Annotated in this window: 13 protein-coding genes; 5 read left to right on the top strand and 8 right to left on the bottom strand. The window is 66.1% G+C overall.

What is annotated here, in order from left to right; all coding sequences use genetic code 11:
* Positions 1 to 5: 5 nt before the first annotated feature.
* The 4 genes from trpB to PIGHUM_RS21225 are packed head-to-tail and all read left to right on the top strand — an operon-like array spanning position 6 to position 3512.
* Positions 6 to 1205 carry a tryptophan synthase subunit beta gene (trpB, locus tag PIGHUM_RS21240; protein ID WP_124081716.1) on the top strand — a complete coding sequence of 400 codons (1200 nt, stop codon included), beginning with the start codon at positions 6 to 8 and terminating at the stop codon, positions 1203 to 1205.
* 11 nt (positions 1206 to 1216) lie between these two features.
* Positions 1217 to 2092 carry a tryptophan synthase subunit alpha gene (gene trpA, locus PIGHUM_RS21235; protein ID WP_124081715.1) on the top strand — a complete coding sequence of 292 codons (876 nt, stop codon included), beginning with the start codon at positions 1217 to 1219 and terminating at the stop codon, positions 2090 to 2092.
* Positions 2089 to 2958 (top strand): acetyl-CoA carboxylase, carboxyltransferase subunit beta, encoded by an 870-nt coding sequence (gene accD / locus PIGHUM_RS21230; protein ID WP_124081714.1) that lies wholly within the window; start codon positions 2089 to 2091, stop codon positions 2956 to 2958. Before trpA ends, accD begins: the two co-directional genes overlap by 4 nt.
* 20 nt (positions 2959 to 2978) lie before the next feature.
* Entirely contained in the window at positions 2979 to 3512 is a 534-nt protein-coding gene (locus tag PIGHUM_RS21225; RefSeq protein WP_124081713.1) for an acyloxyacyl hydrolase, read from the top strand.
* Between the two features lie 74 nt (positions 3513 to 3586).
* On the opposite strand, the gene moaA is transcribed toward PIGHUM_RS21225, so the two are convergent.
* The 4 genes from moaA to bcsD all read right to left on the bottom strand — a co-directional run bounded on the left by moaA (position 3587) and on the right by bcsD (position 6933).
* Positions 3587 to 4690 (bottom strand): GTP 3',8-cyclase MoaA, encoded by a 1104-nt coding sequence (gene moaA, locus PIGHUM_RS21220; RefSeq protein ID WP_124081712.1) that lies wholly within the window; start codon positions 4688 to 4690, stop codon positions 3587 to 3589.
* Positions 4691 to 4932: 242 nt separating this feature from the next.
* On the bottom strand, positions 4933 to 5694 hold the full coding sequence (gene bcsQ / locus PIGHUM_RS21215) for a cellulose biosynthesis protein BcsQ (protein ID WP_124081711.1): 762 nt from the start codon (positions 5692 to 5694) through the stop codon (positions 4933 to 4935).
* Positions 5691 to 6419, bottom strand: coding sequence for a cellulose biosynthesis protein BcsP (gene bcsP / locus PIGHUM_RS21210; protein ID WP_124081710.1), 729 nt, complete (start codon positions 6417 to 6419; stop codon positions 5691 to 5693). Before bcsP ends, bcsQ begins: the two co-directional genes overlap by 4 nt.
* A gap of 55 nt (positions 6420 to 6474) precedes the next feature.
* Entirely contained in the window at positions 6475 to 6933 is a 459-nt protein-coding gene (gene bcsD / locus PIGHUM_RS21205) for a cellulose biosynthesis protein BcsD (RefSeq protein WP_124081709.1), read from the bottom strand.
* 319 nt (positions 6934 to 7252) lie between these two features.
* Here bcsD and PIGHUM_RS21200 point away from each other — a divergent pair, with 319 nt between their 5' ends.
* Entirely contained in the window at positions 7253 to 8545 is a 1293-nt protein-coding gene (locus PIGHUM_RS21200) for a putative bifunctional diguanylate cyclase/phosphodiesterase (RefSeq protein ID WP_160142385.1), read from the top strand.
* On the opposite strand, the gene PIGHUM_RS21195 is transcribed toward PIGHUM_RS21200, so the two are convergent.
* From PIGHUM_RS21195 to PIGHUM_RS21180, 4 genes are read right to left on the bottom strand one after another with little or no spacing between them, the layout of a single operon-like run.
* Positions 8542 to 9567 (bottom strand): diguanylate cyclase domain-containing protein, encoded by a 1026-nt coding sequence (locus tag PIGHUM_RS21195; RefSeq protein ID WP_222929309.1) that lies wholly within the window; start codon positions 9565 to 9567, stop codon positions 8542 to 8544. The two genes, PIGHUM_RS21200 and PIGHUM_RS21195, sit on opposite strands and share 4 nt — an antisense overlap.
* Positions 9564 to 10124, bottom strand: coding sequence for a chemotaxis protein CheB (locus PIGHUM_RS21190; protein WP_124081706.1), 561 nt, complete (start codon positions 10122 to 10124; stop codon positions 9564 to 9566). The genes PIGHUM_RS21195 and PIGHUM_RS21190 overlap by 4 nt, the downstream gene beginning before the upstream one ends.
* Positions 10125 to 10132: 8 nt before the next feature.
* Positions 10133 to 10960 (bottom strand): CheR family methyltransferase, encoded by an 828-nt coding sequence (locus PIGHUM_RS21185; protein WP_124081705.1) that lies wholly within the window; start codon positions 10958 to 10960, stop codon positions 10133 to 10135.
* A gap of 7 nt (positions 10961 to 10967) precedes the next feature.
* On the bottom strand, positions 10968 to 14441 hold the full coding sequence (locus tag PIGHUM_RS21180) for a response regulator (RefSeq protein WP_124081704.1): 3474 nt from the start codon (positions 14439 to 14441) through the stop codon (positions 10968 to 10970).
* Between the last annotated feature and the right edge of the window lie 52 nt (positions 14442 to 14493).

Below are 14493 nucleotides of genomic sequence, written 5' to 3'. Positions count from 1 at the left end.
TCCCAGTGAAAACCTACGATTTCCCTGATGCGCGGGGCCATTTCGGCCCTTATGGCGGCGTATTCGTCGCCGAGACGCTGATGCACGCGCTCGACGAGCTGCGCCGCAACTACGAGCGCTACCAGAACGATCCCGAATTCATCGCCGAATTCCATTACGAGCTCAAGCACTTCGTCGGCCGTCCCAGCCCGGTCTACCACGCCAAGCGCTGGTCCGAAGAGCTGGGCGGCGCGCAGATCTGGCTCAAGCGCGAAGACCTGAACCATACCGGCGCGCACAAGGTGAACAACTGTATCGGCCAGGCGCTGCTGGCGCGGCGCATGGGCAAGCAGCGCGTGATCGCCGAGACCGGCGCGGGCCAGCACGGCGTGGCCACCGCGACGGTGGCGGCGCGCTACGGCATGGAATGCGTGGTCTACATGGGCAGCGAAGACGTCAAGCGCCAGGCCGCCAACGTCTACCGGATGAAGCTGCTGGGCGCGACGGTGGTACCGGTGGAGTCCGGTTCGCGCACGCTCAAGGACGCGCTCAACGAAGCCATGCGCGACTGGGTGACGAATGTCGAAGATACCTTCTACATCATCGGCACGGTGGCGGGACCGCACCCCTATCCCATGCTGGTGCGCGATTTCCAGACGGTGATCGGCAAGGAGTGCCTGGTGCAGATGCCCGAGGCCGCCGGCCGCCAGCCCGACGTGGTCATCGCCGCGGTGGGCGGCGGTTCGAACGCCATGGGCATTTTCCATCCCTATATCCCCTACGACGAGGTCCAGCTGGTGGGCGTCGAGGCGGCGGGCGAGGGAATGGATACGGGACGCCATGCGGCCTCGCTGGCCGGCGGACTGCCGGGCGTGCTGCACGGCAACCGCACCTACGTGCTGCAGGACGAAAACGGCCAGATCATCGATACTCATTCGATTTCCGCCGGCCTGGACTATCCGGGCGTGGGGCCCGAGCACGCCTGGCTGATGGACAGCGGCCGCGCCACCTATGTCGGTGTTACCGACGAGGAAGCGCTGGCCGCTTTCCATAGTTGCTGCCGGATCGAGGGGATCATTCCCGCTCTGGAGTCCTCGCACGCGATCGCGCATGCCGTCCGGCTGGCGCCCACGCTGCCCAAGGACAAGATCCTGCTGGTCAATCTTTCCGGGCGCGGCGACAAGGATATGCATACCGTCGCCGAACGTTCGGGCATCGTTCTCTGAAAGGCGGTCATATGTCGACATCTTCACGCATCGCCGCAGCTTTCGCCCGTCGCGCCGCCATGCCCGGCCGCTGCGCGCTGGTACCCTACGTTACCGCCGGCTATCCCGATGCGGCCAGCACCGTTCCCATCATGCATGCCTTGGTGGCGGCCGGTGCCGACGTGATCGAGCTTGGGGTGCCGTTTTCCGATCCCATGGCCGACGGCCCGGTAATCCAGCGTTCCAGCCAGCATGCGCTGGAGCAGGGCGTGGGCTTGCGCCACGTGCTCGATATGGTCCGGGAGTTCCGCGCCACCGATGCCAGTACGCCCGTGGTGCTGATGGGCTATGCCAATCCCGTCGAACGCATGGGCCAGGCCGAGTTCGCGGCCGCCGCCCAGGCTGCCGGGGTGGACGGCTGCCTGGTGGTGGATTACCCGCCCGAAGAAACCGAAACCTTCGCCGGCCTGCTGGACCGGCACGGCATCGACCCGATTTTCCTGCTGGCGCCCACCACGACCGACGAGCGCATGCAGGCCGTCGCCAAGGTGGCGCGCGGCTATGTCTATTATGTCTCGCTCAAGGGCGTGACCGGCGCAGGCAATCTGGACGTGGCCGAGGTGTCCCGCCGCGTGGCGCGGATCCGCCAGTTCGTTTCGGTGCCGGTGGGCGTGGGCTTCGGCATCCGCGACGCCGCCAGCGCCCAGGCGCTGGGCGCTGCGGCCGACGCGGTGATCATCGGCAGCCGGCTGATCCAGGAACTGGAAGCCGCTTCTGCCGGCGTGCCAGCGGAGCAACTGCCGGAAATCTGCGCTCGCGCGGCGGGCGCCTGGTTGCGTACAATCCGGGACGCGCTCGACGTCCTGCCTCCGGGCGACGCGACCAATGAATCAAGGAAATCCGCATGAGCTGGATAGAGAAACTGCTCCCGCCCCGCATCAAGACCACCGACGGGTCCGCGCGCCGCGTTCCGGAGGGTCTGTGGGTCAAGTGCCCGTCGTGCGAATCGGTGCTGTATCGCGACGATCTCGACAAGAACCTGAACGTTTGCCCCAAATGCGAACATCATATGCGCATAGGCGCGCGCCAGCGCATCGACGCGCTGCTCGATGCCGAGGGCCGCTACGAAATCGGCATCGGCACGCTGCCGGTCGATAGCCTGAAGTTCAAGGACACCAAGAAGTATCCCGACCGCCTGCAGGACGCCATGGCCCAGACCGGCGAGACCGATGCGCTGGTGGTGATGGGGGGCGCCATGCACACCCTGCCGGTGGTGGTGGCATGCTTCGAGTTCGAGTTCATGGGCGGGTCCATGGGCTCGGTGGTGGGCGAGCGCTTCGTGCGCGGCGTTCAGGCCGCCATCGAGCAGAAAGTGCCGTTCATCTGCGTGGCTGCTTCCGGCGGCGCGCGCATGCAGGAAGGGCTGCTCTCGCTGATGCAGATGGCCAAGACCACCGCTGCGCTGACCTTGTTGGCCCAGCGCAGACTGCCTTTCATCAGTGTGCTGTCCGATCCGACGATGGGCGGCGTGTCCGCCAGCTTCGCCTTCATGGGCGACGTGGTCATCGTCGAGCCCAAGGCGCTGGTCGGTTTCGCCGGACCGCGCGTGATCGAGCAGACCGTCCGCGAAAAACTTCCCGAAGGCTTCCAGCGCGCCGAGTTCCTGCTCGAAAAAGGCGCGATCGACATGATCGTCGATCGCCGCCGGATGCGTGAAGAAATTGCACGTTTGCTGGCATTGCTGACGCAGCAGCCGGCCGACGCCGTCGTCTGACCACCACCCAGGCAAAATCCATGAAAAAAATAGCCCTTCTTGCCGCGCTTCTTCCGCTTGCAGTCCTTCCGGCGCATGCCGAGCCCACAGGCGGGTTTGCCAATGGCGGCTGGAGCGCCCAATACGGCAAGCTCGACGGACACAACCGCCTGACGCTGAACTACGAAACGGCGCCGCTCTGGCATACCGGCCTGGGTGGCACGCGGCTGGAGCTCGTGGGCGAGCTGGGCGCTTCCTACTGGTGGGCGTCGAACGCGCTACCGGGCTATGCCAAGAACATGTGGCAGCTCAATGCAATTCCCATGTTCCGCTGGTGGCCCACCGAGCGTCTCTACGTCGAAGCCGGCATCGGCGCCACGCTGGTCAGCGAAAAACGCTTCCACGACAAGGACATCAGCTCGACCTTCCAGTTCGGCGATCACATCGGCGCGGGTTTCAAGATCAGCAACAACACTCGCCTGGGCGTGCGCGTCTCGCACTTTTCGAATGGCGGCCTCAAGGGCAAGAACCAGGGCCTGAACCAGCTCCAGCTCAATTTCGCCATGTCGTTCTGAGCACGAACCCCGGGGCCGGCCGCGCCAGCGGCGCAGCACCGGTTTCCGGACGGCTGGATGCGCGCGATGCGCCTTCAGCCGCCGATGTAGCTCATCTCTATCTTTCCGGCCCGCGGCGTATCGGCCGAACGGCGCTCGGAATAGTTGTCGTCGCGGCCTTGCCAGACATGCGCGACCGCAGCAGCCAGTTCAGCGTCGCTGGCGCCGCCGCGCAGCAGCGCGCGCAAATCGTATCCCTGCTGCGCGAACAGGCACAGGTAGAGCTGGCCCTCGGTCGAGAGCCGGGCGCGCGTACAGGTCGAACAGAAGGCCTGGGTGACGCTGGATATCACGCCGATTTCCCCGGCGCCGTCGCGGTAGCGCCAACGCTGCGCCACCTCGCCGGTATAGTGCGGCTGCAGCGTTTCCAGCGGCCAGCGGGCATCAATGCGGCGCAGTACCTCGGCCGACGCCACGACTTCATCCATTTTCCAGCCGTTCGAAGCGCCGACGTCCATGTACTCGATAAAGCGCAGAATGTGGCCCGATCTGCGGAAATGCCCGGCCATGGCCTCGATCTGGCTGTCGTTGGCCCCTTTTTTCACGACCATGTTGATCTTGATGGGCCCCAGCCCGGCCTCGGCGGCGGCATCGATGCCGCGCAGCACGTCCGACACGGGGAAGTCGACGTCGTTCATGCGGCGGAAGATCGTATCGTCGAGCGCATCCAGGCTGACGGTCACGCGCTTCAGGCCCGCATCGGCCAGCGCACGCGCCTTGCGCGCCAGCAGCGTGGCGTTGGTGGTGAGGGTCAGGTCCAGGGGCTGGCCGCCAGGCGTGTGCAGCTCGGCCAATTGGGCAACCAGCGTTTCGATATTCTTGCGCAGCAGCGGCTCGCCGCCGGTCAGCCGGATCTTCTCCACGCCGTGCGCGACGAACACGCGCGCCAGCCGGACGATTTCCTCGAAGCTGAGCAAGGCGTCGTGCGGCAGGTAGGGGTAATCCTTGCCGAAGACTTCCTTGGGCATGCAATACACGCAGCGGAAGTTGCAGCGATCGGTGACCGAGATGCGCAGATCGTGCAGCCGCCGCCCGCGCTTGTCGTCCAGCATGCCGGAGGGCGGCTCGGGCAGGGCGGGAACCACAGGCACGAGGCGGTGCAGGCGGTGGTCGGCTAGCAGGATGGTCTTCTGGGTCACGTCGGGCAAGCGGCAAAAGCGGGCCGGCCGGGCCGGTCCTCGTCTCCCTCAATACTACCGCATGGCGCGGATAGCCTCGGAATAGGACGCTACTAAGAGATCCTGGCTCGCTCAGACCAGTTTTCCGTGGCGCTGTCCCCGTGCCACATGAAAGTACGCCGTCCAATCCAGGAAGCGGTGGATCCGGCTCCGCCGGTCCACCCGCTTCGCCCCTGGGGGCGCGTAAGCGCGTAGGGGGGGCTTCATTGGCCGTTCAGGGCTGCCAGCACGTTGCGGGCACAGGACCGGTAGTCCTGCGTTGCCTGGCAATGGATATCGTACTCGAGGACACTCTGGTTGAACGCCAGCGCTTCGGAGACGGATTGGTCCTGGTGGACCGGCCCCACGATGCGGCTGCCGAATTCGGACCGCATGATTTGGGAAACGTCGCGAGACAGCAACCGGGAGTTGTCCACCTGATTGAGCACGAAGGTATGGTCGATGAAGTTCTGCCGGGGCAGGCAGTAGGTCTGCACCAGGCCTTCCATCATGGGTAGCGTGGCGTAGGAGGCCGCGTCGGGCAGCATGACGATCACGACCAGGTTGGCGGCCGACAGCGCCGCGCGCATGTAGATGGACGGACCGGGCGGGGTATCGAGGATGACGAGGTGATCGGGCCCGAGGTCGAGCTTGCGCAAATTGTCGGTCAGCCATGTCGGGTACTGCTCGAGATGGCGCTCGAAGGCCTGCCGGTCGTTTTCGTTGACTGCCCCATAGGGCAGCGCAACGACTCCGGAGGGGCTGATCGGGCCGATTGCGCGCCAGTCCCGCCCGCTCAGCGTGGCGCGGGAAACTCCGTCGATATGCCGGGGGGTGCCTCCGAGATGCAGGTGTAGCGCGTTTTGCGGGTCGAGGTCGACCGTGAGTACGTCTTGCCCGCCTTGCCTGAGTGCCGTGCTCAGATTGGCGGTAACCGTGGTTTTGCCCACGCCGCCTTTGGCGGAAACAATGGCGATGATTTTCACAAGCGATTCAGGCGCTCTAACAAGGATGCATGGCGGTCTTCCGCGGCAGCGGTCGGCGGCGCGGCAGACTTGGACAGACGCGAGAAAATTCCTGCCAGTCCGGCAGCAGACTGGTTCGCGCCGGAGGCGGGAGGCGCGGCGGACGATACTGCCGGGGCGCTTTCCTGCCGAACCGGGGCAGTGGCGGGCGGCGCCGCCGAAGCCGTAGGGACCGGAGCCGTGGCGGGCAATGCCGTCGAGGCGGCGCGAACCGGGGCCGGGGGCAGCCCCCGGGTACGCAACCGCTCCGGATGGGGCGGAACGAACGCTTCGGATGGCTTGGCCGGCAGCGGCGCCTGCTCTCGCTGAGCTTGCGCCGGCCTGGCCTGGGCGGGTTGCGGCGCCGGCGGCATGGCGATCCAGGGCTCCAGGCGAGGCTCGTGACGCTGGTCGGGCTGGATGGCGTCAGCAGCAGGGAAGGCAGCGGGTTCGACAGCCTGTGCGATCGGCGGCGCGAGGTCATCGCCTCGAGCGGCGGCACGGGATGCATCGGGCTGGCCGGCTGCCGCCGACGCGGCGATTTCGACAGGCGGGGCTTGGGCGGGACGCTCGGGATCGACCGAGGCCAGCAGCGGCCAACGCTCGCGGGAGACGCGAGCTTCGTTGGCGCGGCCGATCTCCTGGTATTGGTTCGCCTGGCCGCCAAAATGCTTGAAAAGCTTGGCGATGTCGTCGGATTCGTTCATGCCTTATCTCCCCATAAGCCTGGGCCGGCGGTATGGACTGGACTGCTGATTATTCTTACCGGCCGAGCCGGAGTTCGACGCAGCCCATGGCGTCCACCTCGGACGCCTGTGTGACCATAAGGTGGCTGCCCGCTCCGAGCTGCTCGAACCATTTCTGGTATACCCCTTCGAGAAAGGCGGCGATCCAGGCGCTCGAGTGCGGCCCGAACGCGGCATGGAGCGGCGAGCAGTTATGGGTAATCCGCAGCGCGTCATGTTGCTCGTCGACGGTGGCCCAGCCCCAGTCTTGATCCATCCAGACCAGATTCATGGAGCGTTGCGCATCGTCCAGCGTTTCGCAGCGGGAGAGCGCGGACTGCTCGGCAAAGCGGATTCCGACGCGCCGCATGAGCGCACGCAGGTCGGCCTCGGGAAGCGCGCCGGAAAACTCCAGCGCCAGGGCAGCCAGAAATTTCTTCCACTGCCGCGAGGCTTGGCGGCCGCCCAGATAATCGAGAACCGTTGGATTCACCATGCCTTTCGATCTTGCAAGAAGAGATTAGGAAATTTGGAGTCCGTGTCCGGAAACTGGGCAACAATCGTTTACATTGTAGCGGATACGGGCGCGCTTCTGGCGTCTCGATTGCGGCCATAAAACCCGGTTGCCGAGACCCTGGCCCGAGCGGAACAAGGTATAAATGCCGTTTATCCGCCGACGGCGTTTGTTACTGGAGCGGGTTTTGCTTTGGTGATAATCGCTGCTGTGCGATGATTCAAATTGAAACAGTCCGGCTATGACGTGCCGCAGGTTGCGGCAGACGGACCGAACCCGAATGATTGCTCGAATTGTTCCAATGCCGACGATGATGCCCGAAACGCCGGCCACCCCGGAAACGCTGGCCGACGTTGGCGAGAAAGCGTTGCTGCTGCGCGAATTGGCCGTCCTGCTGGCCGAGCGCAGGCGGGCGGCTGTGCTGGCCATGACCATCCCCCGCGACACGCCGTCGGCGATGCGCGACGAGATCCTTTCCAGGATCCGGCGCTTCATCCGCCAGGATGATCTGATCTGTGTGCTGGATCCGGCCTGCCTGGTCATCGTGCTGCGCGACGTCAGCGACAAGCTGGGCGCCATCGGCGCCGCCCAGAGGCTGTGCGAGCGTTCGTCGCTGCTGGAAGTGCTGGGAGAGAGGCGCGGTGTAGGAGAGGCCGCCTTCGGCATCGTGATGCTGCCCAGCGACATGGCCGAAGCGGCGAACGTGCTGCTACGGGCCCAGCAGGCCGCTCGCTATGCGCTGCGTACGCGCGCGCGGTGGGTATGCTGGAGCGACGGGCCGGAAGATCTCGACCGCGGCCTGCTCATGCGCGAGGATTCCTTCGCGGCCGAGGTCGCCTCGGGGTTGAAGCGCGGCGAGTTCGAGCTGTACTACCAGCCCCAGCTCGAGATCGGCAGCGGTCGCTTGCGCGGGTTCGAAGCGCTGGTGCGCTGGCACCGCCGTGGCGTTCTGGTGCAGCCGGCCGATTTCATTCCCCAGATCGAATCGTCCGGCCTGAGCGACATGCTGGACAATTGGGTGTTGCGCACCGCGTGCGAGCAGTTGGCGGCCTGGAGCCGGCAGGGTGTGCACTGTGCCCAGGTCGCGGTCAACCTGAGCGCGGCGCAACTGCACGGCGAACTGCCTGCCACGGTAGGCCGGTTGCTGAGGGAGACGGGGGTGGATCCCCGGCGGCTCGAGATCGAGCTGACCGAATCCGTCGAGATCGCGCATCCGGACGAGGCCGTCGAGATCACGCGGCAACTGAATGAAATGGGCGTGGGATTCAGCCTGGACGATTTCGGCAGCGGCTATTCCAATTTCCTGAGGCTGCGCTCGGCCCAGTTCGGTGCCGTGAAGCTGGATCGATGCTTCGTGTCCGGCGTGCTGTACAACGATTACGATCGCGAGATGCTGCGCACCGTCATCCAGTTCTGCCGCAGCGTCGGCATGGAAACCATCGCCGAAGGCGTCGAGACTCCCGAGCAGCTCGAGGCGCTGCGGGAAATGGGTTGCGATGCCTGGCAGGGCTTCCTGTGCGCCGCGCCCATGCCCGTCGAGGCCGCCACGGAGTTCCTCCGCACGGGCTGGGAACGGGCGAACGCGTCGTCCTAGCGCCGGCGCGGCTCGGATTCCGGGCCGGCCAGCCGGAACTGGTTCTTGCCGCTGCGCTTGGCCTCGTACATGGCGTGGTCGGCGGCGTGCACGAGTTCGTCGTGAGTGCGTCCATGCACCGGCGCGATCGCCGCGCCGATGCTGGCGCCCACGCTTGCCGTGCATTCCCGGCCGTTGCGCGACAACAGATACGGCGCGCGCAGGTGCGCGCACAGGTCGCCGCATTTGCGCATCACCGTTTCCGTATCGCCGGTGCCGTTGAGCAGGACGCCGAATTCATCGCCGCCCAGGCGCGCCACCATGTCCTCCGCGCGCACGGCCGACCGCAGGCGTTGCGCAAAGGCTTGCAGCAGGAGGTCGCCCACCTGGTGGCCATGGGTGTCGTTGACCGGCTTGAAGCCGTCGATGTCCACGTAGAGCAGCGCAAAGTCCTGGATCTGCGGCAGCGCCGGATCGAGGAATCGTTCCAGCGTGTCGCCGAACAGCGCACGATTGGGCAGCCCGGTGAGTGGGTCGTGGGTGGCCTGGTGGCGCACCAGTTCTTCCACGCGGCGCCGTTCCGCAATCTCGTCCTGCAATTGCCGGTTGCGCTGCTCCAGCGAGGCCAGCGCCTGGTTCAGGCGCATCCTGCTGGTTTCCAGTTCGAGGAAGACCCGGACCTTGGAAAGCAGGATCGCATCGTTGACCGGTTTGGCGATGTAGTCCACCGCACCGCTGCGGTAGCCCTTGAGCCGGTTGATATCGTCTGTATAGGCCGCCGTGACGAAAATGATGGGGGTGTCGTGATTGAGCGGCTCGCTCGACAGCAGCGAAGCGGCCTCGTAGCCGTCCATTTCAGGCATGTTGACGTCCAGCAGGATCAGCGCGAAACGCTGGTCCAGGCAATGCATCAGGGCTTCGTTGCCGGAGGAGGCCTCGACCAGCTCGGCATCGACCTGCGACAGCAGCCGGCGCATTGCGAAGAGATTGGCTGGCGTATCGTCGACGACGAGGATTTTCGGGGCGGGGATGTCGGCGTTCAAGTCTTGCATATCCGGTTGAGTGTGGCCGCAAGGCCGGCCAGGGAAAGGCAGTGGTCGGCGCCCGCAAGGTCGAGCGCCGCCTGGGGCATGGCGGGGGCTTGCGCTTCGAGCGGGTCTTGCACCAGGGCCAGGCCGCCGTGCGCACGCACGGCGAGCAGCCCTGCCGCGCCGTCGTCGTTGGCGCCGGTGAGAATGACGCCGGCGAGCCGGTCGCGGTAAGCGGCGGCCGCCGATTCGAGCAGGACGGTGACGCTGGGCCGCACGAAACTGATCTTGGGGTCCACGCTGAGCTGGAAGTGCCGATCGGTACCGATGAGCAGATGGTAGCCCGGCGGCGCGAGTTGCAGGGTGCCGGAGCGGACGGGAGTGCGTTCCTGAGCCTCGACCACGGGCATCGAGGTCCAGGGCGCAAGCAGCTCGCACAGCAGCCCGGTATCGGCCGAGGCGGTATGGATGGCCGCCACGAAAGCGGTGGCCGGGCAGGGGGCAAGGCCCCCCAGCAATACCTGCAAGGCGCGCAAACCTCCGGTCGAGCAGCCGATTACCACCAGTTCCATGACATACCTCAGCCTGTGCGCACGGATCGGAAAATACGCGCGTTGCGGTCGACGTCGATGAAATGGGCGGCGGCCGGCGCCAGCGACAGGTTTTCCTTCGTGCCCAGGCACAGGTAGCCGCCGCGCACCAGGCAGTTGGCGAACAGCGACAAGACGTGGTCCTGCAGCGCATCGTTGAAATAGATCAGCACGTTGCGGCACAGGATCAGGTGGGCTTCGCAAAACACGCCGTCGGTGGCGAGGTTGTGGTTGGCGAATATCACGTTGCGCCGCAGGCCATCGTCCAGTTTCACCAGATCGTAGCGTGCATGGTAGTAATCGGCCAGCGTGCGGCTGCCGCCGGCCTGCTGGTAGCGCAGCGAGGCCGTGCGGGCTTCGCGGGTGGAGAAGACGCCTTCGCGTGCGCGCGCCAGCGCGGCGTCGGAGAAGTCCGTGGCGTATATCTGGCAGCGGTCGTAGAGCCCGGCTTCTTCGAGCAGGATCGCCAGCGAATACATCTCCTCGCCATGGGCGCAACCGGCTTGCCAGATGTTGATGTGCGGATACGAAGCCAGCGTCGGGAATACGAGCGTGCGCAACGCGGCAAATACGTGGGGATCGCGGAACATCTCCGAGACCGGCACCGACAGGCCCTCGATCACGCGCGGCAGGAAGGCCGCATCGCGCAGCACCCGCGAGGCCAGCGCGCCGATGTGCTCGAAGCCGTGCTGGGCAACCAGGCCTCGCACCCGCCGTTTCAGCGAAGCGCGTGCGTACCGCCCCAGGTCGTAGCCGTGGCGGCTGCGCATCGCTTCGATGAAGAAGTCCAGTTCGATCTCGTCCAGGTCCGGGTCCATGGTCGCATCAGCGGTGTAGCCATACCCGCATCATAGACAGCAGCTTGGGAATGTCCACTGGCTTGGTGAGATAGTCGCTTGCTCCGGCCGACAGGCTTTGCTCGCGGTCGCCCGGCATGGCCTTGGCCGTCAGCGAAATAATGGGCAGGTTCGCGTGGCGGGGGTTCTGGCGAATGGCTTGCGTGGTTTGGTAGCCGTCCATGACCGGCATCATGACGTCCATCAGCACGAGCTCGACGTCGGGATGCTCTTCCAACTGGCGTAGCGCCTTGCTGCCGTCCTGGGCAAGCAGCACCTGCATGCCATGGTTGCGCAATACCTTGGACAGAGCGAACAGATTGCGCATGTCGTCGTCCACCACCAGCACCTTGCGGCCTTCCAGGTCGTTGCCGGCGATGGCGGCGATGGCCGGCGATCTTCCGCGCACGCTGTGCAGGAACAGGCTGACGTCGTCGAGCAGCCGCTCGGAAGACTGTGCGCCCTTGACGATGATGCTGTCGGTATAGGGCCGGATGCGCAGTTGGTCCTCGCGCGACAACTCGCGGGCCGAGTAGACCACCACGGGCGGCCGGGGCTCGAGCGCAGCCAGTCTTTCGAGGAACTCGAAACCGGACATGCCGGGCAGGCCGAGGTCGAGCACGATGCAATCGAAGTGCTGTCCGTGCGCCTTGGCCAGGCCTTGTTCCGCCGTCTCCGCCTCTTCGATGGCGATGGGCTGCGCGGCCAGCAGGGTGCGGACGGCGGCGCGCGAGGCGGCGTCGTCGTCGATGACCAGGACGCGCCGCGGCCCGCTGCCGGCTTGCCGCAGGCTATCGATGGCGTTGTTCAGGGCGTCGGCGGAAACCGGCTTGGTCAGATAGCCCGTGATGCCGGCGGCCTGGCTGTTCGCGGGCTCGTCGGCGGCCGAAACGATGTGCACCGGAATGTCGCGCAGGGCCGGGTCGGCCTTGATCTGGCGCAGCACCGTCCAGCCATCGGTGTCGGGCAGGGTCAGGTCGAGCAGGATGCCGGCAGGCCGTATCTGCCGGGCCTGCTGCAGGCCTGCCTGGCCGGTGGCTGCGGTCAGCGCGCGGCAACCCTTGCGCTGGATCAGGTCCGCCAGGACGCGGGTGAAAACGGGGTCGTCCTCGATGACGAGGATGGTCGCTTGGGCTTGCGCGTCAGTGGCGCCCGGCGCCGCCGGGGAGACTGGGGTGGCCGCGGGAACGGCTGCTTCGGTTTGGGCGCGAGGCGAGTCCGGCTGGCCGTCCGGCAGCAACACCGTGAACACGCTGCCCCGGCCCGCCTCGCTGTGCAGCCGGATGTCGCCATGGTGCAGCTGCGCCAGGCGGCGGGAAATCGCCAGGCCCAGCCCGGTTCCGCCGAACTGGCGGCTGGTGCTGGCGTCCACCTGCTCGAACGCGCTGAACAGGCGGCTGGATTTTTCGGCAGGAATGCCGATGCCGGTGTCATGGATTTCGATAGCCACCGTGCGGGCTGCCGGAAAGCCGGGCAGATCGGCGGCGGGACGCCGCAGCACCAGCCGCACCGATCCCTGCTGGGTGAACTTGAAGGCGTTGCCCAGCAGGTTGATGGCGACCTGCTCGAGCTTGCCGGCATCGCCCTCGATGCTGGCAGGCAGGGTATCGCCGATCTCCACGGTGAATGCCAGGCCCTTGCTTCTTGCCACGGGGTCGAACTGGCGCCTGAGCCGCGTGGCCAATCCGCGCAATTCCACGGGAGCCACGACGAGCTCCATCTTGCCGGCCTCGATCTTGGAGAGATCGAGGATGTCGTTGATCAGGCGCAGCAGGCTGGTGCCGCTGTCGTTCATAATGCGCGCCGATTCGACCTGTTCTTCGCTCAGGTTGCCCTGGCGGTTCTCCGCCAGGTCGTGGGACAGGATCAGCAGGCTGTTGAGCGGCGTGCGCAGCTCGTGCGACATGTTCGCCAGGAAATCCGTTTTGTACTGGCTGGCGCGCGCCAGCGCCTCCGCCTTGTGTTCCGTGTCGCGCTGCAAGGCCTCGAGCAGGCTTTTCTGCTGGCCGAGCATGTCCGATTGCTGGCGCAATTCCTCGTTGGAGGCCTGCAGCTCTTCCTGCTGGGTACGCAGCTCTTCCTCCGAAGCCTGCAATTCCGACGCCTGCATGCGCGTGCGCGCGAGCAGTTCGTCGGTACGCAGCGTCCGCATCATGTTTTCCAGCGACAGCGTCACCAGGGGCAGCAAGGCGTCGAGCAGGCGCCGGCGGCGCGCATCCAGGGGCCGCAGCAGGCCCAGTTCGAGTACGGCCAGCACACCCGCGCGCGCGGAAACCGGCACCAGCGCCAAGTGAGGGGGGAGCATCTGGCCGAGCCCCGAACGTATGCGCAGGTAGGATGCGGGAACGTCCGACAATTCGATGAGCTGATCCTGGGCCGCGCATTGGCCAACCAGCCCTTCGCCGGGTCGGAACGTGAGGGGCGGCCCGTCCGAGTCGCTTTGGAAGCCGTAGTGGCCGGCGAGCTGGAAGATGTCGCCCGCTTCCTGGCGTATGAACAATACCGCCACGCCCGCGTCCAGTTCCGGGCAGAGCTGCTCCAGCAGGGCCCGGGCGAATTCGTTGTGCGTCGTGGCTCGCTGGATGCGGTCCGACACGATGCCGGCGCAACGGTCCACCCAGCGCTGGTCGGCCGTTTCTATCGCCATTTTCTTGAATTCGGCCAAGGCGCGCGCCAGGGTGCCGATCTCGTCGCGGCGCGATAGCTGGGCAGGTGTCTCGATGGCCAGGTCGTGGCGCGCCAGCCGTTCCATCAGGCCGCTGATGTGGCGCAGCGGGCGCGTGATCAATACGTTGGACAAGCGCAGCGCCAGCAGGCCGCACAAAAAGGCGAGCAGCATCGTGCCCCGCAGGACCAGCTTGCGCAGGGCCTCGGACTCTTCGATGGCCTGCTCGCGCTCGTCCAGACGCGCGAGGGCCGTCGCGCTGATGCTGTCCATGATCTTGACCAGGTTGGCCGTGGAAGCGGGCGCGTTGACCGTCCGCAGCGACAATTGCTGGCGCAGGGGAATCGCGGCCTCGGCCGGCGCCTTCGCGATACGGTGCAGTTCGGCGACGATGGGCACGGCTACGCTATCGCGCCAGGACTGGTTCGAGGCCAGCGCGGCATCCAGCCGGCCCGAAAGCTCCGCGTCTTTCCCCACTACGCGCGCCACGGCTTGCAGGTGCTCCTCGACCGCGGCGTTGGCGGCGTCCATCCGCCGGGTGTCCGGCGCGCCAGGCGCCAGCATGAGTAGCCGCAGCTCGGATTGACGCTGATAAATAGCCCGCGTCGCGAAGTCGAGCCCGCGCAGCAACTCCACCGTGCTGCGGAACTCCGCGCGGCTCTCCTGCTCTTCCTGCAGGACGATGTTGGTAGCGACGCCGGAGAAGAGGAACAGCGCCAGCAACGACCCGAGCAGCGCCGAAAGCTTGCCGTTCAACGGCAGATTGCCCAGCCAGGATTTCTCGATGCGTCGCGACATGGGCAGCTTTTCAGGAAGAGGCACCGCCGGCCCGGCAAAGCCGCGCCGCGGT

The sequence above is a fragment of the Pigmentiphaga humi genome (assembly GCF_900606115.1).
GTDB classification, from domain to species: Bacteria; Pseudomonadota; Gammaproteobacteria; order Burkholderiales; family Burkholderiaceae_B; genus Pigmentiphaga; species Pigmentiphaga humi.
The sequence above is the reverse complement of the archived record's forward strand: the minus strand, read 5'-3'. Positions and strand labels throughout refer to the sequence as shown.